At 66.0% G+C, this 20,562-nt stretch carries 14 protein-coding genes and 1 tRNA gene; 5 read left to right on the plus strand and 10 right to left on the minus strand.

Translation table 11 applies throughout. From position 1 onward, the window contains the following. Nucleotides 1-2 precede the first annotated feature (2 nt). Genes narJ through OL599_RS17510 form a run of 3 tightly spaced genes read right to left on the minus strand, consistent with a single transcriptional unit; the run spans nucleotide 3 to nucleotide 5,943 of the window. Nucleotides 3-707: a nitrate reductase molybdenum cofactor assembly chaperone gene (gene narJ, locus OL599_RS17500; RefSeq protein ID WP_264715148.1), complete on the minus strand. Its 705-nt coding sequence runs from the start codon at nucleotides 705-707 to the stop codon at nucleotides 3-5. Beyond that, nucleotides 707-2,227: a nitrate reductase subunit beta gene (gene narH, locus OL599_RS17505; RefSeq protein ID WP_264715149.1), complete on the minus strand. Its 1,521-nt coding sequence runs from the start codon at nucleotides 2,225-2,227 to the stop codon at nucleotides 707-709. The genes narJ and narH overlap by 1 nt, the downstream gene beginning before the upstream one ends. Next, entirely contained in the window at nucleotides 2,224-5,943 is a 3,720-nt protein-coding gene (locus OL599_RS17510) for a nitrate reductase subunit alpha (protein ID WP_264715151.1), read from the minus strand. The genes narH and OL599_RS17510 overlap by 4 nt, the downstream gene beginning before the upstream one ends. A 102-nt stretch (nucleotides 5,944-6,045) precedes the next feature. Between OL599_RS17510 and OL599_RS17515 the strand changes: the two genes are divergently transcribed. Beyond that, on the plus strand, nucleotides 6,046-6,918 hold the full coding sequence (locus tag OL599_RS17515; RefSeq protein WP_264715152.1) for a helix-turn-helix domain-containing protein: 873 nt from the start codon (nucleotides 6,046-6,048) through the stop codon (nucleotides 6,916-6,918). Between the two features lie 2 nt (nucleotides 6,919-6,920). Continuing rightward, nucleotides 6,921-8,219 carry an MFS transporter gene (locus OL599_RS17520; protein ID WP_264715153.1) on the plus strand — a complete coding sequence of 433 codons (1,299 nt, stop codon included), beginning with the start codon at nucleotides 6,921-6,923 and terminating at the stop codon, nucleotides 8,217-8,219. 33 nt (nucleotides 8,220-8,252) lie between these two features. On the opposite strand, the gene OL599_RS17525 is transcribed toward OL599_RS17520, so the two are convergent. From OL599_RS17525 to OL599_RS17545, 5 genes are all read right to left on the minus strand, one after another. Further along, a complete protein-coding gene (locus OL599_RS17525; RefSeq protein WP_264715154.1) occupies nucleotides 8,253-9,431 on the minus strand; it encodes an MFS transporter in 1,179 nt (392 codons plus the stop codon). An 80-nt stretch (nucleotides 9,432-9,511) separates the two neighbouring features. Further along, a complete protein-coding gene (locus OL599_RS17530) occupies nucleotides 9,512-10,528 on the minus strand; it encodes a YncE family protein (protein WP_264715155.1) in 1,017 nt (338 codons plus the stop codon). Between the two features lie 64 nt (nucleotides 10,529-10,592). Beyond that, entirely contained in the window at nucleotides 10,593-11,489 is an 897-nt protein-coding gene (locus OL599_RS17535) for a DUF1259 domain-containing protein (RefSeq protein ID WP_264715157.1), read from the minus strand. A 49-nt stretch (nucleotides 11,490-11,538) separates the two neighbouring features. Beyond that, entirely contained in the window at nucleotides 11,539-12,948 is a 1,410-nt protein-coding gene (gene chrA, locus OL599_RS17540) for a chromate efflux transporter (RefSeq protein ID WP_264715159.1), read from the minus strand. Between the two features lie 13 nt (nucleotides 12,949-12,961). After that, nucleotides 12,962-13,441 carry a chromate resistance protein gene (locus OL599_RS17545; RefSeq protein WP_264715160.1) on the minus strand — a complete coding sequence of 160 codons (480 nt, stop codon included), beginning with the start codon at nucleotides 13,439-13,441 and terminating at the stop codon, nucleotides 12,962-12,964. A gap of 266 nt (nucleotides 13,442-13,707) precedes the next feature. On the opposite strand from OL599_RS17545, the gene OL599_RS17550 reads away from it, so the two are divergent. After that, nucleotides 13,708-14,601: a chromate resistance protein gene (locus OL599_RS17550; protein ID WP_264715161.1), complete on the plus strand. Its 894-nt coding sequence runs from the start codon at nucleotides 13,708-13,710 to the stop codon at nucleotides 14,599-14,601. A gap of 124 nt (nucleotides 14,602-14,725) precedes the next feature. Next, nucleotides 14,726-14,800, plus strand: a tRNA-Thr gene (locus OL599_RS17555). A gap of 183 nt (nucleotides 14,801-14,983) precedes the next feature. Here the strand turns inward: OL599_RS17555 and OL599_RS17560 are convergent. Together OL599_RS17560 and OL599_RS17565 are read right to left on the minus strand one after the other, a co-directional pair. Continuing rightward, nucleotides 14,984-15,979 (minus strand): tyrosine-type recombinase/integrase, encoded by a 996-nt coding sequence (locus OL599_RS17560; protein WP_264715162.1) that lies wholly within the window; start codon nucleotides 15,977-15,979, stop codon nucleotides 14,984-14,986. Nucleotides 15,980-16,714: 735 nt separating this feature from the next. Beyond that, complete coding sequence (locus OL599_RS17565) at nucleotides 16,715-17,002, minus strand: hypothetical protein (RefSeq protein ID WP_264715163.1); 288 nt, start codon at nucleotides 17,000-17,002, stop codon at nucleotides 16,715-16,717. A gap of 1,604 nt (nucleotides 17,003-18,606) precedes the next feature. Between OL599_RS17565 and OL599_RS17570 the strand changes: the two genes are divergently transcribed. Further along, nucleotides 18,607-20,562: an ATP-dependent nuclease gene (locus tag OL599_RS17570; RefSeq protein ID WP_264715164.1), complete on the plus strand. Its 1,956-nt coding sequence runs from the start codon at nucleotides 18,607-18,609 to the stop codon at nucleotides 20,560-20,562.

The raw sequence follows: 20,562 nt of genomic DNA on the forward strand, positions 1-20,562 counted from the left end.
CCTCAGGCCGAAGCCACGTCGTGTGCGGGCGGGCGGGAGGCATCCCGCGCGGCCGCGCGCAGGCGGGTCCTCAACCGGTCGGTACTGCAGCCATCCGCCTGCTCGCCCGGGCCGAAGTGCACGGCTGCCTCCTCCCAGGCCACGTCCAGCGCGGCGAGGTCGTCGGGATCCTCGTCGGGAATGTCCGACACGCCGATGTCGGGCGCCGCGGCAAGGTGGGCCAGCGCTTCCATGGTCGCGGCGTAGGCGGTGTTCCGGGCGGCGAGCCGGTCGGCCAGCGCGCGCAGGATGCCCGCGGGTTCGGCCAGCATTGCCCGCGCCTCATCCTGCGGCAGCAGCGACAGGAACTCGAGGAACAGCGGCAGGAAGTCCGGCAGTTCGCCCGGCGCCATTTCCAGGCCGTGGCTTTGGTAGAGCTCGATCAGGTCGGCCATCGCCTGGCCGCGGTCGCGACTCTCGCCGTGTATGTGCTCGAACAGATGCAGCGACAAGGTGCGGCTGCGGTCGAACAGCCCAAAATACCGCTCCTGGAGTTCATAGATGTCGGTGGCGGCCAGCTCGCGCAGCAGCGCGTCGATGGCGGCGCGCTGCGGTGCGGGCACCAGCCCTTCTTCGGCCAGCGTGACGGCGATTTCGCCGGTCGCTGCCTGCAGCGCCTCGGTGGGGTAGGAGAGCAGGGCCGCGAGGGCCCGGTAGGTGCGGGCCATCACTCCACCTCCATCGGCGTCTTCGGCTTGGACTTGCCGGCGCCGAACAGGCTGAAGCCGGTCTTGCCGCTGCAGCCCTCGCCGAAGGAGAAGCCGCAGGACCCGCGCAGCGCGTAGGCGTCTTCGCCGGTCTCGCGGTGGGCGGTCGGGATGACGAAGCGGTCCTCGTAGTTGGCGATCGCCATCAGCTGGTACATCTCCTCGATATCTTTGCCCGACAGGCCGACGCGCTCGGCGATGCTGTCGACGATGACGCCGTCCACCGTCTTGGCGCGCATATAGCTGCGCATGGCCAGCATCCGCTCCAGCGCCCGCTCCACTGGCTGGGTGCGGCCGGCGGTCAGCAGATTGGCAAGATACTGCACCGGAATGCGCAACGACTTCACGTCCGGCATGCCGCCCAGGACGCCGAGATCCCCCTTCGCGGCCGCGGACTGGATCGGCGACAGCGGCGGCACGTACCAGACCATCGGCAGCGTGCGGTATTCCGGATGCAGCGGGAAGGCGATCTTCCAGTCCATCGCCATGCGCCACACCGGCGAGCGCTTCGCCGCTTCCAGCCAGGCGTTCGAGATCCCGTCAAGCCGCGCCTGCGCCTGGATCGCGGGGTCGAACGGATCGAGGAACACCTTCAGTTGCGCCTCGTACAGGTCGCCCTCGTCGGGAACCGAGGCCGCCTCGGCGATGCGGTCGGCGTCGTAGAGGATGACGCCCAGATAGCGGATGCGGCCGACGCAGGTTTCCGAGCACACGGTCGGCAGGCCCGCCTCGATGCGCGGGAAGCAGAAGGTGCACTTCTCGGATTTTCCCGACGACCAGTTGTAGTAGATCTTCTTGTAGGGGCAGCCGGAGACGCACATGCGCCAGCCCCGGCACTTGTCCTGGTCGATCAGGACGATGCCGTCCTCCTCGCGCTTGTAGATGGCGCCGGACGGGCAGGCCGCGGCGCAGGTCGGGTTCAGGCAATGCTCGCACAGCCGCGGCAGGTACATCATGAAGGTGTTCTCGAAGGCGCCGTAGATCTCCTTCTGCACACCCTCGAAATTCACGTCCTTGGAGCGCTTGGCGAACTCGCCGCCCAGGATCTCCTCCCAGTTCGGCCCCCATTCGATCTTTTCCATCCGCTCGCCGCTGATCAGCGAGCGGGGGCGCGCGGTGGGCATCGCCTTCGACTCAGGGGCATTCTGCAGATGCGCGTAATCGAAGGTGAAGGGCTCGTAGTAGTCGTCGATCTCCGGCAGGTCGGGGTTGGCGAAGATCTTCGACAGCACGCGCCACTTGGCGCCGATGCGCGGCTCGATCGAGCCGTCGCGCTTGCGCTTCCAGCCGCCCTTCCAGCGCTTCTGGTTCTCCCAGTCCTTGGGGTAGCCGATGCCCGGCTTCGTTTCGACATTGTTGAACCAGGCGTATTCGACGCCTTCGCGGCTGGTCCACACGTTCTTGCAGGTGACGGAGCAGGTATGGCAGCCGATGCACTTGTCGAGGTTCAGCACCATTGCAACCTGGGCGCGGATTTTCATTGGGCGGCCTCCATCGGGGCGGCGGGTTCGGGCTCATCAAGCCAGTCGACCTTGTTCATGCGCCGGATCACGATGAATTCGTCGCGATTGGAGCCGACCGTGCCGTAGTAGTTGAAACCGTAGGCGAGTTGCGCGTAGCCGCCGATCATGTGCGTGGGCTTGAGCACCGCGCGCGTGACCGAATTGTGGATGCCGCCGCGCTGCCCCGTGACCTCGCTGCCCGGCACGTTCACGACCTTCTCCTGCGCGTGGTACATCAGGACCATGCCCGGATTGACCCGCTGCGAGACCACCGCGCGCGCCACCAGCGCGCCGTTGGTGTTGTAGGCCTCCACCCAGTCATTGTCGGCGATGCCCACGCGGCGGGCGTCGTCCTCGCTGATCCAGATCACCGGGCCGCCGCGGTTCAGCGTCAGCATCAGCAGGTTGTCGGTATAGGTGCTGTGGATGCCCCATTTCTGGTGTGGGGTGATGAAATTCAGCACGATCTCCGGATTGCCGTTGCCGTAGCGTCCCTGCACCGGCGCGATCCCCTTGGTGTCCACCGGTGGCCGCCAGGTCACCAGGGCTTCGCCGAACGCCCGCATCCACAGGTGGTCCTGGTAGAGCTGCTGGCGGCCGCTCAGCGTGCGCCAGGGAATCAGCTCGTGCACGTTGGTGTAGCCCGCGTTGTAGCAGACGCTCTCGCTCTCGATGCCCGACCAGGTCGGCGAGGAGATGATCTTGCGCGGCTGCGCGACGACGTCGTGGAAGCGGATCTTCTCGTCTTCCTTGTGCACCGCCAGATGCGTGTGGTCACGGCCGGTGGCGCGACTGATCGCCTCCCAGGCCTTGACCGCGACTTCGCCGTTGGTTTCGGGCGCGAGGCTCAGGATCGTCTCGATGGCGTTGACGTCGCTCTCCAACTTGGGACCGCCGGTTGACGCCGTTCCGTTCAACGCCCGCAGGAACGCCACCTCGTGTTCGGTGTTCCAGCCGATCCCCTTGCCGCCGTTGCCAAGCTTTTCCATCAGCGGCCCGAGCGAGGTGAAGCGGGCATACAGGTTCGGGTAGTCGCGTTCCACCACGGTCACCGCAGGCATGGTCCGGCCCGGCAACGGGTCGGTCTCGCCGCGCTTCCAGTCGCGCACGTCGTAGGGTTGCGCGAGCTCGCCCGCCGTGTCGTGCAGGATGGGTGTCAGCACCACGTCCGTTTCGCGGCCGAGCACCTCCGGCGCGACATCGGAGAAAGCCTTGGCGATGCCCTTGTAGATCTCCCAGTCCGACCGCGCCTCCCAGGCCGGGTCCACCGCCGCGGTGAGCGGATGGATGAAGGGATGCATGTCGGAGGTGTTGAGGTCGTTCTTCTCGTACCAGGTCGCCGTCGGCAGCACGATGTCCGAGTAGACGCAGGTCGTCGACATGCGGAAGTCGAGCGTCACCAGCAGGTCGAGCTTGCCCTCCGGCGCCTGCTCGTGCCAGGCGACGTCCTGCGGCCGCGTGCGCCCCTCGGCGCCAAGGTCCTTCCCCAGCACGCCGTTCTTCGTTCCCAGCAAGTGCTTGAGGAAATATTCATGGCCCTTGCCGGACGAGCCCAACAGGTTCGAACGCCAGACGAACATGTTGCGCGGCCAGTTCGCGGGATCGTCCGGGTCGTGGCAGGACAGTTCGAGCTCGCCGGAGCGCACGGCCCCAGCGACGTAGTCCTTGGGCTCCAGCCCCGCCGCCTTGGCGCGGGCGGCGATCGTCAGCGGATTCTGCTTCAGCTGCGGCGCTGACGGCAGCCAGCCCATGCGCTCAGCGCGCACGTTGTAGTCGATCAGCGACCCGCTCCAGTCGCCCGCCGGCGCCGTCGGCGACAGGATCTCGGCAACGTTCAGCGTCTCGTAGCGCCACTGGTCCGTGTGCGCGTAGAAGAACGACGTTCCGTTCTGCTGGCGCGGCGGGCGGCTCCAGTCCAGCGCGAAGGCGACCGGCAGCCAGCCGGTCTGCGGCCGCAGCTTCTCCTGGCCCACATAATGCGACCAGCCACCGCCGGACTGGCCGACGCAGCCGCACAGCACCAGCAGGTTGATGATCCCCCGATAGGCCATGTCCATGTGGTACCAGTGGTTCAACCCGGCGCCGAGGATGACCATGGACCGGCCGTTGGTCTTCTCCGCGTTGGAGGCGAATTCGCGGGCGACGTGGATGATGTGATTGCGCGGCACGCCGGTCACGCGTTCGGCCCAGGCTGGGGTGAACGGCTTGTCCTCGTCGTAGTCCATGGCGACGTTGTCGCCGCCCAGGCCGCGGTCGAGGCCGTAATTGGCGCAGAGCAGGTCGAACACCGTGGCGACCGGCGTGCTGCCGTCCTTGAGTTCCAGGCAACGCACCGGGACATTCCGGGTGAGGATGTCGGGATGATCGGTCGCCACGAAATCATGCGGCGCCGTGCCGCCGAAATAGGGGAAGGCGACGCGCGCCGTCGGGTTGTCGCCGGCAAGCGTGAGCGTGAGCGAAACGTCGCGCCCCGCGCCCTCTTTCGCCTCCAGATTCCACTTGCCCTGCTCGCCCCAGCGGAAGCCGACCGAGCCGAGCGGCGCGACCGGCTTGCCGCCCGCGTCCAGCGCCACGGTCTTCCATTGCGGATTGTTCGTCTCGCCCAAGGCGTCGGCGAAATCGTCGGCGCGCAGCTGCCGTTCGGGGACGTAATGGTCGCCCTGCCGCACCAGGCGCACCAGCATCGGCAGGTCCGTATAGCGGCGGACGTAGTCGTCGAAATAGGGGACCCGGCGGTTCAGATGGAACTCGCGCAGGATGACGTGGCCCATCGCCATGGCGAGCGCCGCATCGGTGCCCTGCTTGGGGTGGAGCCAGAGATCCGCGAACTTCGTCGCCTCCGCATAGTCGGGCGACACGACGACGCTCTTGGTGCCCTTGTAACGGACCTCGGTGTAGAAATGCGCGTCCGGCGTGCGGGTCTGCGGAACGTTGGAGCCCCACAGCAGGAGGAAGCCCGCGTTGTACCAGTCGGCGCTTTCCGGCACGTCGGTCTGCTCGCCCCAGGTCATCGGGCTCGCGGGCGGCAGGTCGCAATACCAGTCGTAGAACGACAGGCTCACGCCGCCGAGCAGCGAGAGGTAGCGCGCGCCCGCGGCATAGCTCACCATCGACATGGCCGGGATCGGCGAGAAGCCGATGACGCGGTCCGGACCATGGGTTTTCACCGTATAGGCGTTGGCCGCGGCGATGATCTCGTTCACTTCGTCCCAGCTCGCGCGGACTAGGCCGCCGAGCCCGCGCTTGCTGGTGTAGCTGGCCCGCTTGTCGGGGTCCTCGACGATCGACGCCCAGGCCGCAACCGGCGTGCGGATCGCCCGCGCCTCCCGCCACAGCTTCAGCAGGCGGCCGCGCACCATCGGGTGCTTCACCCGGTTCGCCGAATACAGGTACCAGGAATAGCTGGCGCCGCGCGAGCAGCCGCGCGGCTCGTGGTTGGGCAGATCGGGGCGGGTGCGGGGATAGTCGGTCTGCTGCGTCTCCCAGGTGACGATGCCGCCCTTGACGTAGATCTTCCACGAGCAGGACCCGGTGCAGTTCACGCCGTGGGTCGAGCGCACGATCTTGTCGTGCTGCCAGCGCTTCCGATAGCCGTCCTCCCACGCGCGGGGCTCGTTGGTCACGATCCCATGCCCGTCGGCAAAGGTGCCGACCTGCTTCTTGAAGAAGGTCAGCCGGTCGAGGAAGTGGCTCATCGTTGAATTCCTGCGGTTTAGCGGCGATCCCGGGCATCGCTCCCCGAAGGGCGCTGCCCGCACTATTCGCACGCGGCAGGTCGGTCGCATTGATCTGGATCAATGATCGCCGTGACCCAGGCGCTTTATCTGCGTGACATGAATCACATGATGCGCGCGGCCCCGGCACGCGACCGGGGCCGCCGCGGGGAGCGGGAGCGAATGAAAGCGGACCCGTCGACCACGTCGCCCGCAACGCCCGAAACGGCCCGGATGTCCCATCCGCGGCAGGGACTGGCCGCCGTTGGGTGGCTTCAGGGGGTGCCCGGCGCGACGCTCGACGGGCTTGCCCGCCAATCCGTCCTCCATCGCGTCCCGCCGGGAAGCCTGCTGTTCGAGCAGGCCGAGACGCCGTCCTTCGCGCAATTCCTGCTTGCCGGCAGCATCGAGCTGCTGGGCGTGCGGGGGAAGGACGAGACGCTCATCGAGTTGCTGCGGCCGGTGGATCTGGTCGTCCCCGCGGCCGTGCTCAACCGCCAGCCGTACCTGATGCGGGCCCGGGTGCATGAGGAGGCGCAGCTTCTCCTCATCCAGGCCGAAGCCTTCCGCAGCGCAATCGTTGCCGACCACGCGCTGTGCCTGGCCGTCCTGAGCTGTCAGGCGGCCCAGTTCCGCCGCCAGGTGAAGCACGCCAAGAACGTCAAGCTGCGCTCCGCCGAGGAGCGCGTCGGCGCCTGGCTGGTGGCGCTGATCGACGGCGCCGGGACCGCCGAAGCCGTCCGGCTGCCGATGGAAAAGCGCCTCATCGCCTCCCAGCTCGGCATGACCCGCGAGACGTTCTCCCGCGCGCTCGCGGCGATGGCCCGCCATGGGCTGCGCATCTCCGGCGACATGCTGCAGGTCGAGGACGCCGGCGCCGCACGGGCGCGCTTTCCGCTCGACCCACTGATCGACGGCCCCGAACCGATCGCCCCACTTCCGCAGAACAGGAGCTGACCATGCCGACGTCCCGCGAGACCTCGCAGGCCCGGGCCTTGACTGTGCTGTTCGTCACCACCTTCGCCTTCGCGGTCTGCTTCGCCGCCTGGATGATGTTCGGCGTCACCGGCATCCCGATCCGCACGCAGCTCGACCTGAACGCCTCGGAGTTCGGCCTGCTGACGGCGACCCCGGTGCTGACCGGCGCGGTCCTGCGGCTGCCGCTGGGCATCTGGACCGACCGGTTCGGCGGCCGGATCGTGATGTTCGTGCTGCTCGTCGTCTGTGCCGTGCCGCTGTGGCTTTCTTCATATGCAACGCAGTTCTGGCAATTCCTGGTGCTCGGCCTGGCGCTCGGCCTGGTGGGTGCCTCCTTCGCGGTCGGCACGCCCTATGTGGCGCGGTTCTTCCCGAAGAACCGGGGCTTCGCCATGGGCGTGTTCGGCGCCGGCACGACGGGTGCCGCCATCAACATGTTCGTGGCGCCCGTGCTGATCTCGCAGTTCGGCTGGCAGGCCGTGCCGCGCGTGTATGCGGTCGTCTTGCTGGTGACGGCCGGGCTGTTCTGGGTGCTGTCGCTGCCGGACCCGGGCAGGACCGGCAACGCGGTGCCGATCCGCGAGCAGCTTGCCGTGTTGAAGGACCCGCGAGTCTGGAAATACTGCCAGTACTACTCGATCGTGTTCGGCGGCTTCACGTCGCTGTCGATCTGGATGACGCAGTATTTCGTCAACGAGTACCATTTCCCGATCGCGCAGGCGGCCCTGATGGCCGCCTGCTTCGCGCTTCCCGGCGGCGTGCTGCGCGCCTTCGGCGGCTGGCTCTCCGACCGCTACGGTGCCCATAGCGTGACGTGGTGGGTGCTGTGGGCGGCCTGGATCTGCCTGTTCATCCTCTCCTATCCGCAGACCGACCTCATCGTTCAGACCATACGCGGCCCGGTGTCGTTCCATATCGGGCTGCCCGCCTGGGCCTTCGCCGGATTGCTGTTCATCCTCGGTGTCTCGTTTGCCTGCGGCATGGCCTCGACCTTCAAATACGTTGCCGACGACTTTCCCGACAACATGGGCCCGGTTTCCGGCATCGTCGGCCTTGCCGGCGGCCTGGGCGGGTTCCTGCTGCCGATCATCTACGGCATCCTGCTCGACCTCTTCGGCGTCTATTCAAGCTGCTTCATGTTCCTCTACGGCATCGTCTGGGTGTCGCTGATCCTGTCCTACATCACCGAAGTGCGCCGGCTGCCGGTCATGGGAGAGCAGGAGGACGCACCGGCCTCTGGGACCGAGCGGCAACCTGGTGTCGCCGCCGCGGCACAGTGACCATCGGGATGGAGCCCCGCCTATTCCCGCGGGCTAGGTTGCAGGCTCGCGCCGTGCTTCCTCGGGAGGGCGAACGGCCTGGAACTGCCGCAGCAGCGCAAGGTCGTAGACGATCTTGAGCACGCCGGCGCAAACGAGCGGCCAGCCGAACGGGCTGACGGACAGGGCCCACCCGGCGAGCGCAGGCGAGAGCGCCGATGCGAGGCTGCGCGGCACCGCGGTCAGGCTGGCGGCGGCGGGGCGTTCCGCCGGCTCAACCACTGCCATGACGTAGGAGGAGCGCGTCGGAACATCCATCTGCGATAGCAGGCTGCGCAGCACCAGCAGCGCCACGGCAAGCGGCAGCGTCGGCGCGACGGCGGCCAGGATCAGGAAGACGCTGGAAGGCAGATGCGTGAACACCATGGTGTTGACGAGCCCAAAGCGCGCCGCCAGCCGCACCGCAACGAAATACGAGAACGACGAACAAACCCCGGTCGCGAAGAAGATCGTTGCCGCGGTGGCGACAGACAGGCCGAACCGCTCGAACAGCCACAGCGCAAGCAGGGAGTTCACGATGAAGCCGCCGCCGAACGCATCGAGCGAGAACAGGGCCGCCAGGCTATAGACGCGCCGGCGCGAAGGGCCGAGGCCGGCCGTCGGCTGCGGCCCCTCAGCCCGGACCTCTTCCAGGCCGGCATAGACGAACAGCGTGGCCAGCCCGAGGGCGCCATAGAGCAGGAACAGGGCGTCGACCGCGGTGCCGGCTGGCAGGATCCGTTCGAGCCAGTCAAGGGCGCCGGTCGCCAGCGACCCCAGGGCCACGCCGATGGAGCCGATGAAGCCGTAGCGGGCATAGGCGGCCGTGCGCGCATCGGCCGGGACGAACCGGGCGATGAGCGAATGTTCGATCGGCAGGAAGACGCTCACATCGCCGCCCGACGGGTTGAGCGTACCGACGAAGGCGATCAGCAGCAGCGGCCAGAACGCTTCCAGGGACGCGAAGCCGACACCGGTGCCGGCCATCAGCAAGGCGGCGGCGAGCAGACAGCGGCGCAGGCGCAAACGGTGCGAGACGAGACCGAAGGCCAGGGTCAACAGCGCGGAGCCGAGCAGCGTGCTGGTCGCGATCAGCCCGATCTCGACCGCGCCGTACCCGAGCCGCGCGAGATGGACCGGCAGCAGGATGGCGACGAGCCCGTCGCCGAAGGCCCGGGTCCCGCGTGCCGCCATGATGCGGCGGATGCCGGCAGGGTCGTGATGCGCGTCGTGCCCGGCGGAAGGCCTGTCCGTTGCGGCGGCGCTGGGTTGCATCAAGGCACTGGCCGGTAGATCAGGATGGCCGCATCGTGGCCGAGCAGGCCGGCGCGCCGCGCCACGAACAGGCGGTCCAGCTCCGGCACGAACAACGACGTCCGCGCGCCGGAAGCGGTCTCGACGGACGGCAGGGGACGGAGGGTGTCGCCATCCCGCCGCAGAACGGCAACCTCGCCGCTGCCGCAGCTGATATAGAGTCTCTGGCGCTTGCCGTCGAAGAACACGTCGTCCGCGTCGCCGCAGATCGTGATCTCGTTGCGCGTCGCGCCGGTGTCGCGCGCAAGCAGTGCGAGCCCGGGCGGGCGGCGAAATGCGGTTGCGAGCAATCCCGCGTCGCGGTCCAGCGCCATCGGGAAGTTCTCTCTGGCGGCGGAAAGTCTCCAGGTGCCCGACACATGGCCCGCGCGCAGGTCGACGACGGCGATCTGGTGCGCATCCGGCAGGTTGACGAAGGCCAGGCCCTTGTCCGGGTCGATCTGGAAGCCTTCGGGATGCGCCGGCAGCTTGATGTCCGCCGTCTTCGTCCGGCTCACGGGATCGATGATGGCCAGGCCGCCACTGCCGTAGCCGACGACGGCCGCGCCCGTGCGAGGATCGATCCGGACATTGTCGGCGTCGTCGCCCAGAGGGATCGACCCGATCGGCATCAGGTCTTCTCCCCGGAACAACCGGACGGAGCCGTCGCCGGCGTTGGCGACAAGCACGAGGTCGCCCTTCTGCGCATAGCCGACGCCCTGGGGTTCACGCAGTCCCTGGATGCGGTGTGCGACCTTGCCCACGGACAGATCGACAACGTCGACGGTGTTGTTCCCCAGCTCCGCGACAAGCAATCGGTTCCGGCCGGAATCGACCGCCATGTGATCGATGCGCCCGCCGGTATCGGGCAGCGGGATGGTTGCTTCGAGCGCGAGTGATGCATCGGACCCGGCCGCGTGGCCGCCGCGGGGGGCCGCGGCGAGGCAGCAGGCGGCCAGGCCGGAGATCAGCGCGATGCTCCCGAGCGTGTGTTCCATAATGCATCTCCCGAAAGTCGCAGGTCAGGCGAGCGTCAGTTCAGCTTCTCGGCAACGTCGTATTCTAGCTCTTCACGACATTGACCTTATCCAAGGCGGCACGCAGACCCTCTGCCAGCTTCGTAGCGTCGCCGTTGGCCCAGAAATGAACGAAGAACGCCCGTGGCTGGTCGTTGAGCATGTGGTTGTGCAAGGCCGTCACCTCGATGCCGTGTTCGCGCAAGGCGAGAAGAACGGGGTTGACCTCCTCGGCCAGCAGCACGAAGTCGCCGGTGATCGCGGCCTTGCCCCCGCCTGTCGGCTGGAAGTTGATGGCAATGGCGGTACCCATCGCCGGCGGCACTGGCATGCCCTTGTCCGCCACGATGTCGTTGCGGGGGATGCCGAACTGGTACACGTCGCCATTGGCAGTTCCCTTGTAGCGCAGCGTCTGCTCCAGCTTTGCGGTGTCGAGATCCGTTTGCGTCGCCGGCACCGGCTGAGCCGCGGCGACCGAAGCCCCGAACGGCGTCTTGCTGGCGGCCGCCAGGCTGTCATGCAGTGCCGTTGCGAGTTTCAGCGGATCTCCTTGCGCGGCGACGTGCATGTAGAAGGTCGCGGGCTGGGCGCGCAGAAGGTGGTTGTGAACGGCCGTCACCGTGATGCCATCCGCGAGCAGCCTCGCCATCACCGGATTGACTTCGTCCTCGGTCAGGACAAGGTCGCCCATAACCATGCCGCCAGTGCCCATCGCTTTGAAAGCGAGCCAGCCGCCGAGCGCGAAGGCGGGTTTGATGACGACGCCATCGACGGTGACATGCAGGTCGGACCGCGGCAGCCCATACTTATGCACGCCGCCTGGCTGATCCGTGCCCACCTTGCCGAGCGCCCGGTCAACCTTGCTCCACTCCACTTCGGCGCCGGTCGCGGGTGCGCCGGTCAGCAACAGGCCAGCAATTGCGATCGCGAACAGCGTGCGCATGGCATATCTCCCTGCGGCAGGAAATGGGCGATGGTGGGCCGGCGCCGAATCATCGGACACCCCCGAATGCGAGCTGAAATGCCACTCCGGCGATCGAACAGCCGAGCAATGTCGGAATGACGCCGATCCTGAAGCGCAGCAGCGCCAAGGCGGCGGCGACCGCCAGCACGCTTGCGAACGGGTCCAGGCTACCCAGTACCGGTATGTCCAGCGCCAGGCCGTAGCCGTGCCAGCTGACCGTTCGTTGGAAGATGACATGGACGCCGAACCAGACGGCAAGATTGACGATCACGCCGACCACGGCAGCGGTCACGGCCGACAAGGCGGCGCCAAGTGCGCGTACGCCGCGCAGCGCCTCGACATACGGCGCACCCAGAAAGACCCAGAGGAAGCACGGCGTGAACGTGACCCAGGTCACAAGCAGACCCGCCAGCACGCCAGCTGGCAACGGCGGCAGCGCGCCAGGGGCACGATACCCCGCCAGGAATCCGACATGCTGGACGACCATGATCAAGGGGCCCGGCGTCGTCTCGGCCAAGCCCAATCCGGTCAGCATCTCGCCCGGGGCAAGCCAGTGATACGTCTGGACGGCTTCCTGGGCGACATAGGCGAGCACCGCGTACGCGCCGCCGAAACTCACCACGGCGACCGCGCTGAAGAACAGGGCCAGCTGCGTGAACACGTTCCCGGGCCCAAGCAACGCGAGCAGGAGGACCACGGGGCCGAGCCACAGCGGCAGCCACACGGATGCAACGCGCAGTGCCCGGCTGGTGGATGGCTGCGCGTGTGCGGGCATCGTCTCGCCCAGCAGGTCATCGCCATGCTCACCGCGCGAATGGGTTGATCCCACCGTGTAGCCGGACCGATCCGCAACGAAGCCCGCTGCCGCGGCTGCCAGGACGACGACCGGGAACGGAACGGCGAAAAAGAACAGTGCGGCGAAGGCCGCGGCCGCGATGGCCACCGCAACTCGGGACTTCAGCGCCCTTCGGCCCACTCTCAGCACTGCCTCGACCACCACGGCCAGAACGGCTGCCTTGAGGCCGAAGAGCAATCCGGCGACGACGTCCACATTTCCCCAGGTCACGTAGACCAGGCTGAGCGCCATCAGCGCGACCACTCCCGGCACCACGAACAGCACGCCGGCGATCAGCCCGCCCAGGGTGCGATGCATGAGCCAACCGATGTAGATCGCCAGTTGTTGCGCCTCGGGCCCAGGAAGCAGGTGGCAGTAGTTGAGCGCGTGGAGGAACCGCGCCTCCGACACCCAGCGCAGCTCCTCGACAATGATTCGATGCATGATCGCAATCTGCCCGACCGGTCCGCCGAAGCTGAGCAGTGCCACGCGCACCCAGACCTTGAACGCCTCCGCAAGACCGACACCGTGCGCGGTATCCATCTCCATCGGCCGCGACGGCGCCGCAACGTGGGTTCCGGAGGAGGGAACCGCCTGGGTCATGCGGCCATCTTCCTCACGACGCAACGGGTGCTGGAGGCTCTGCGGGCCTGGCCCCGTGCGCGCCGGCCTGCAGATCCCGGCACCAGGTGTAGAGGGCGTCATAGATGACCATGCCCTGCTCCAGCATGGCATGGTCGTCGGGATAGTTCTTCGACAGGCCGAGCGAGATCGCGTGCAACCCCGCTGCCTGCGGCGCCAGATCAGGCCGGGCGGTGTCGGCGCCGCGCACGATGGCCGCAAGCTTCTGAAGAGCCGGATCCTTCAGCTCGTAATGGTTCAGGAAGGCATCGAAAGAGCAGAGCTCGCCCACATGCGAGAACGGCACCGCCCCTGCAATGTCGTAAGGCGTCGCGCCGGTTTCGGTCGCGGTCGCGAAGACCTTGTCCGCCGGCACGTAGATGAACTCGGCATCGGCATCGATGAAGCGCCGGATCAGCCAGGGGCAGGCGATCCGGTCGATCTTGGGGTGTTCACGAGTAACCCACCTGGTCATGTGGCTTCTCCGTGGCGATGTTGCGGTAAGCGGCGCCACTCGGCCGGAACGGCGGCGAGGCGGCGTCCTGGGCATGAGGCCCTTGCTGGTAGACGAATGATACGGACTTTATATCTTTCATAAACGATGATACGAGCGTTTCATCCAATCTGTCGCTTATGTGATGAAGACGAGGAATGGCAGCAACCACGCCCTCCACCCTTGGACGACCCGAGAGATGGCTGCTGCTGATGCACCAGCTTCCGGCCAAGCCGGCTTATCTGCGGGTGAAGATCTGGCGGCGGCTCCAGGGCCTGGGCGCCGTGACGGTGAAGAACTCGGTCTACGCGCTGCCTGCCACCGAACAGACGCAGGAAGACCTGGAATGGCTCCTCAAGGAAATCGTCGAAGGCGGCGGGGAGGGCCTGATCTGCGAAGCACGGCTGATCGACGGCCTGTCCGACGACGAGGCCCGCGCCTTGTTCAACGCCGCCCGCGAGGCCGATTACGACGATCTCGCGAAGGAGGCGCGGGAACTGAGTGATACGTCGTCCGCCGGCGGCGAGATCCGGGCGAAGCTCGCGCGGCTCAGGTCCAACCTGGCCCGGATCGTCGCCATCGACTTCTTCGACGCCGTCGGGCGCGAGACGGCGGAGGGCCTGCTCGGGGCTTTGGAGGAGCGACTGCGGAAAGAGGAAACCGCCAGCACGCCCGACCGGGACGCCGCACCGGCAGATGCCGATACCGAAATCCTGAAGGGACGCGTATGGGTCACCCGGCAGGGCGTCTACGTGGACCGCATCGCCACTGCCTGGCTCATCCGCCGTTTCATCGACCCGGACGCCCGGTTCAAGTTCGTCCCCGCCAAAGGCTATGCGCCCCAGGCGGGTGAATTGCGCTTCGACATGTTCGACGCCGAGTTCACCCATGAGGGCGACCGTTGCACGTTCGAGGTGCTGCAGGCCCGTACCGGGCTGACGGACCCGGGCCTGACCGCCATCGGCGAGATCGTCCACGACATCGACCTGAAGGACGGCAAGTTCGGCCGCGAGGAGGCCGGCGGAATCGCCCGGCTCATCGAGGGCATCGCCATCGCCAACCGGGAGGACAACCGGCGGCTTGAACGCGGTGGTGCGGTCTTCGATGACCTCTACGGCTATTTCCGCCGGCGGCGTGGTTGAGGCAACACCGGACGGCGTCGGCCCAACCCGCCCGTTCTGCATTCGTTTGCATCGGCATGCGCCAAACGGGGGTTGCACCCGCGCCCCTGAGAGTCTAGGTAGGCCGCGCTTTCCCGCACCCGGCGCTGCTGTAGCTCAGTGGTAGAGCACTCCCTTGGTAAGGGAGAGATCGACAGTTCAATCCTGTCGTGCAACACCATATTTTTCAGCCGCTTAACCCGTTGAAGGCCACGTCCTCTCCGACCTCTGTGGCAGGAATGTGACAGCGTCCCCTTCCGGAGAGCTCGCCACCGCGTCCGGGCACACACGGGAGCAGACCGCCTTCCTTGCCGCGAGAGCGCACAGCCCGAGGAAGACTAGCCCTCACGAAGGGCCCCCCGCCTCAACTCGATCGGTGCCCTCCCCCATGGGCTGGACGCTGCCCCCCGAGGGGGACCGGCGCGAACTTCCCGGGGGTTCGCCAGCGCGTTAAGTCGCTGAGGTCCAGGCCCCAGATTTTTGCGATGTCGGGAGCCATCTCCGGCGGCATCAGGCCAGCATAGTGCCGAAGGACAACCGGCATGCTTTTCCAGACACCGACGTTCTGGGTCAAGATGATGTCATGGAAGACACACAGATGCCAGGAAGTCCAAGTGGACCTGAAGAGCTTCAGCGTGACAGCTTTGCGGATTCTACACCTCTCCGCCGCCTGCCTGAGGTAGCAGTTTACCACTTTCTTGGACTGCTCAGTGCCGTCCGGCAGCCTTGTGCCATCAACGGTCGGGAAGAGGCGCCCCTCCCTCGGACCGCCCGCGATCTGACGGAGGACGACTTCACGGGCTCTTGGGAAGAGCTGGACCAGGCGCTTTTCCCCGCCGATCTTGGTCTGCACAATCGTTATCCAGCCGTAGCGGAAGTTAGCGCGATCCACCTCAACGCCTTCACCGGCCCGCGGACCCGTCGAGACCAGGAACAGCATGAAGCTCGCAAGGTCAGGGGGAACTGCCGCCTGCAGCCTCAGGAATTCATCGGGGTCCAGCCACTCAATCTCACCCTTGTAGGGCGGTGACTTGGGATAGTCGGAAGGATGTTTGCACCAGCCTTTCGAGGCTCCGAATGAGCGGATTGCTTTCGCGACGCCGACGACCTCGCGATGCCTGCTTGCCGAGGACGTCCCATTAGGCCACCGCTTCTTGGATACAACTTCGGTAAGGAAGCTCCCGTCCACCTCATCAGCCGATTTGCCCTTGGGAATCCAGTGAAGGAGGCGGTTAACTCGCTTGGCCTCGTCTTCCGATAACCCGACATCACGGTCGGCTTTGTAAGCCTCCGCGAGGGCGACGAAAGTCCAAGTCACGACGTGTCGCTGCCGGGGAATTGTCTCGCCCTTATACAGCATCCTCGTCCATTCAATGCATGCATTCATTGCACTCACTTGCTCAGTGGTCCAAGTGGTATGCCTATGACGAACACCGTCTACGTTGCCTGACGCCTGCCAGAACGAGGATCCCGGGCGCCGCGTCGGTTTGAGGTAACCGCGGCGTTCGACCGTCGGCCCCAGGATTGCGCACAACGCTCTAACCAGGTCCTGACTCGAACCCCTCCAATCCTCCATGAGCTGTTTGGCGCCTCCTAATCGCTCCCTGCCGAACGAAACGCATAGTTGAAGCAATGGCGATTAGGCTCCACTACAGATACACTAGTCAATCGACCGTCTGTAAATGTTGACAAAGTATATCTGTGTTACGTGTCGACTACGCAACGGCACTAGATCTAGGGGGCTTCGGCGGCAATCTGCACGAACCGCAAGGAGAACATTATTCTGCCTATCAGCCTGCCTATCAGCGAGTGACTTTGGGCATCCATGTCCAATGCTGGGTCTCTGTGCACCTTCCGCGAAAGAGGCGCCGAGTTCTCTCTGCTACTCTGGCACGCTCCGCAGGAGCGGCGGACGCCGGGGTCCCTCACCAAGGACTCGGGGTCCCTCACCAAGGACTCACAGCCGCGGACAGGCACGCAAGATCATTCCTTTCTCTGCAACGAAGGCGGCTACGACTGCAACGAAGGTGCCCGCCGCATGTCTCCGCGGCCTACGTTTTGGTAGACGCGAGGTCAGATTTCGCGTGATTGTGACCTAACGCCAGCACCGCGCATCCCGAGCGTCGTCCCCACGGTGGTCAGCAGCCCGCGCGGCCCGGCCATCGGCCGTGTCGGTGCGGATACCGACACGCTCCGCGAATTCCGACACCCGCTCGCCCTGCAACAGCGCTTCCAGCAGACGTGCCTCGGCCGGGGTGAGCCTATAGAGCGCGGCTAGCGCCGCAGCAGCTGGCGGTCGGCATACCTCCGGATCATTGGCGAAAACGACCGCGGTGGCGCCGATCTGCAGGTCGATCCAGGTGCCGATGGGAAAGGGCGTCACCAGGACCGATAGCGGCCGTTTGTGCGTATGCCAGACCAGCAGTGCATCAACTGCTGGCGCAATATCTGTGAACCGGCGCAGGGTCCCGGTGCCGATCGGCGCGCCAGACCATTGATATGGCAAACATTGCAGGGGTCACCGGACGGCGCCGATCTACACTCTCATCCTACCTCACCAAGCTCGCGCAACTCGGCAGCTACATGGCCCGCACTACGGACCCGCCTCCCGGTAATACCGTCATGTGGCACGGACTCTCTCGGCTTACAGACATCAAACTCGGCTTCATGCTCGCCAACACCGCAGCCAGATGCGGGTAGTCGAAAGACTCGCCCCGCTCTCATCCAATGCAGCGATGTCAGGGACCGCATCCATCCTTGTCTTGCATCACGGTCAGTCGCCGAGCCGCAATGTGCCAGCGCTACGATGCTTACGAGCTCTCGACATTACGATGTAGATTAACTCCGAAGCGACACCCGGTAGATTTCGCCATACTGCGTTGATAGGACGGGGACATCAGGGCGCGGGAGGGGGTCCGGTGAACGCGATTGGCTCCCCGCCTCCGGGACCATTTCGCTTGAGATTTCAATTCATTATAGGCGATTTAGAGAAGGCTCCACTTCAATGCGGGTTCGCAACACTATATCGCGATGACTAAATTATCCCCACTCGGATAAATGGGGATAAAGCGTGCCGGACAGCGACCCGAGTCACCCTTTCGTGTTCCATCGCCCCAAGGGGGCGCGGCTTATACGGACGCGTTGCTCGGCCTCGGACCGTTCGAAAGGTCATCCAGCCTATTCCTCGCGGCACACCGTCGGACCGGCAAGACGACCTTTATCCAGGCCGACCTGCTGGTGGGGCTCCGCTGTAAATCGGCGCCGTTCAGTGACCCCTGCAATGTTTGCCATATCAATGGCCTAGCGCGCCGATCGGCGCCGGGACCCTACGCCGGTTCACAGGACCCACGCAAGCTGGAGGCCCTCTTCATTGCCGCGCGGGGAGCGGACGAAGGTCGTATTTCTGCTTAGGGTCGACGGCGGCGCTAGCCGCCCGGTTCCCCTATGTGTGCAGGGGGTGGAGAGCCGCTGGTCTGCTTTCGCTCCGGCGACGAGAGAAGCGGACGTTCGCTCGCTGGCCTGGTTTGGCCGGAAGCAGCCCGTCCGCTTCCAGCCGCGCGAAGCGGCAAAGCGGACGCTGCATCGTGCAGGCGCTTCGGCTGCTGCCGGCCCTTCTCGGACACTCAGGCGACCGCGATCGACGTCAGGTGTTGGCCGAAACCGGAACAGCTGCTCTGGAGTGCGCAACAGCAACAAGCAGACGTTCGTTCATGGGGATAACCAACGGTAGCCGTCGACCCATGTCGGCCGTCAGAAGGCCGATCGGACGATCTCGGAACTGGACGTTCAGCCCCACCTAATGGCGGCACGTTCACGAACCCGCTCCGCGGGATTGGTGCCACTCCGATACCGCTAAGCGGACGCTTTAGTGCCACGCCGACGGCGCCATCGGAATGGCAACTATCTGGTGCGGGCGCTCGCCACAACTCGTGTACTTTGCTACGCTAACGTATCTGGTAATGTTGGCGGCGAGTCGCAGGGGGAATAGTGTACATTTCCGAGGTCTACGCGAGCGGCTTCCGGTGCTTCGCGCCGACCGAGCCGCTGCGGCTCAAACTCTCGCCCGGCCTCAATATCCTCGTCGGCCCCAATGACGCGGGCAAGAGCGCGATCATCGATGCCGCCCGCTATGTGCTGTGGACTCGCGGCGACGACTATATCCGGCCCGACGAGCACGACTTCCATGTCGACACCGTCGGCACGCGCGGGTGCGACTTCGTCGTGCGTTGCACCTTCGATGACCTCACCCCTGACGAGGAATCTCGATTCCTCGAATGGTGCACCAACGAGAAGGGAAAGCTCCGCCTCCATGTCTGCATGCAGAGCGCGCGGCGGATCTCGCCCGGCGGCGGCAGCGTCGTCGCCAGCCAGCATCGTGCCGGCGCCGAAGGCGAGGGCCTGCCGCTCGACGGCGAACTGCGCGAATATCTCAAGGCGACCTATCTAAAGCCTCTTCGCGATGCCGAGCGCGAACTGCGCGCCGGCCGACGTTCGCGCCTGTCGCGCATCCTCGGTGCGATGCCGGTCATGGGGCCGGAGAGCAAGCCGGCGGTGCCGGGCGCAAATGCGACTCTCCACGACACGCTCGCCGCGGCCGACGCGGCGGTGCGCGACAACCCCGCAGTCGGAGGCGTCGCGAGCAGCGTCAACACCGATTTCCTTGACAAGCTGTCCTTCGTCGACGATCGCCTGGTCGCGACGCTTGACCTCGGCGCAGGCGGCTCGTTCGACCAGATCCTCGAGCGCTTTGAGCTCTATCTGAACGCCAAGGCCGGCACTGAGCGCGTCCAGCGCGGGCTCGGCTATAACAATCTCCTGTTCATGGCGGCCGAGCTGCTGCTGCTCCAGTCGCATCCCGACCAGGTGCCGTTCCTCCTGATCGAGGAACCCGAGGCACATCTCCACCCTCAGCACCAGGCCTTGTTCATGGAGGTGCTCGCGGCGCGCGCCGCCAAGCCTGACCCCGACAAGGGCGAAGCAAATCAGCAGGTCCAGGTCCTGCTCACCACGCACAGCCCGCAGCTGGCTGCCGGCGCCGAGCTTGAGACAATGACGATGATCGTCGGGCACCGCGCCTATCCGCTCAGCGCGGCGCACACCCGGCTCGAGCCGGACGATTACGAATTCCTCCGCCGCTTCCTCGATGCGACCAAGGCGAACCTGTTCTTCGCTCGCGCGCTGATCGTGGTCGAAGGCGATGGCGAGCACCTGTTGCTGCCTGCGATAGCCGAGAAGCTCGGCCGCCCGCTCAGCCGCCATGGCGTGTCGATCGTCAATGTTGGCCACCGCGGGCTGTTCCGCTACAGCCGCATTCTCCAGCGCAAGACCGGTTACGCGATTGGCGTGCCGGTCGCGCTGATCCCCGACCGCGACATTCCGCCCGCGGAGGCCAGGGCGCTGGTCGGCGATCGCAAGACGGCGAACGAATTGACAAAGGGCGATGTTACCGCGCGGCTAAGGACGCTGCGCCGAGACGTTGGGGATCCCGTCGATGCCTTCATCGCCGATTGCTGGACGCTCGAATTCGACCTCGCGCTCCAACCCGGGCTAGCCGAAAGCGTTCACCAGGCGGTCCAACTCGCGAAGACCAGCAGCCGCAGGCCCGAGTGGCTTGCGAAGATCATCAAAGATGCTAGCGCCACCTATGCCGGCTGGAAGACAGAGGGCCTCTCGGCGATCGAGATCGCGGTCAAGATCTACCAGCCCGTGTACGACAGGGAAGCGTCCAAGGCTGAGGTCGCCGAGCAGCTGGCCGCGATCCTCCGCAAGCGCACCGACACCCCCAAGGAGATGCGCGATCGGCTGCCACCCTATCTGGTGCGCGCGATCGACTATGTGACCGGCGGCTATGCCCCCGGCGCGCCGCCCGTAGCCGAGGACCTGGACCCCGAGGGCAGCGAAGTGGGAGTGGCGGGCATGGACGACGCGGCGGCGGCGGCATAG

It is taken from the genome of Limobrevibacterium gyesilva, assembly GCF_025989185.1.
GTDB lineage: Bacteria > Pseudomonadota > Alphaproteobacteria > Acetobacterales > Acetobacteraceae > Limobrevibacterium > Limobrevibacterium gyesilva.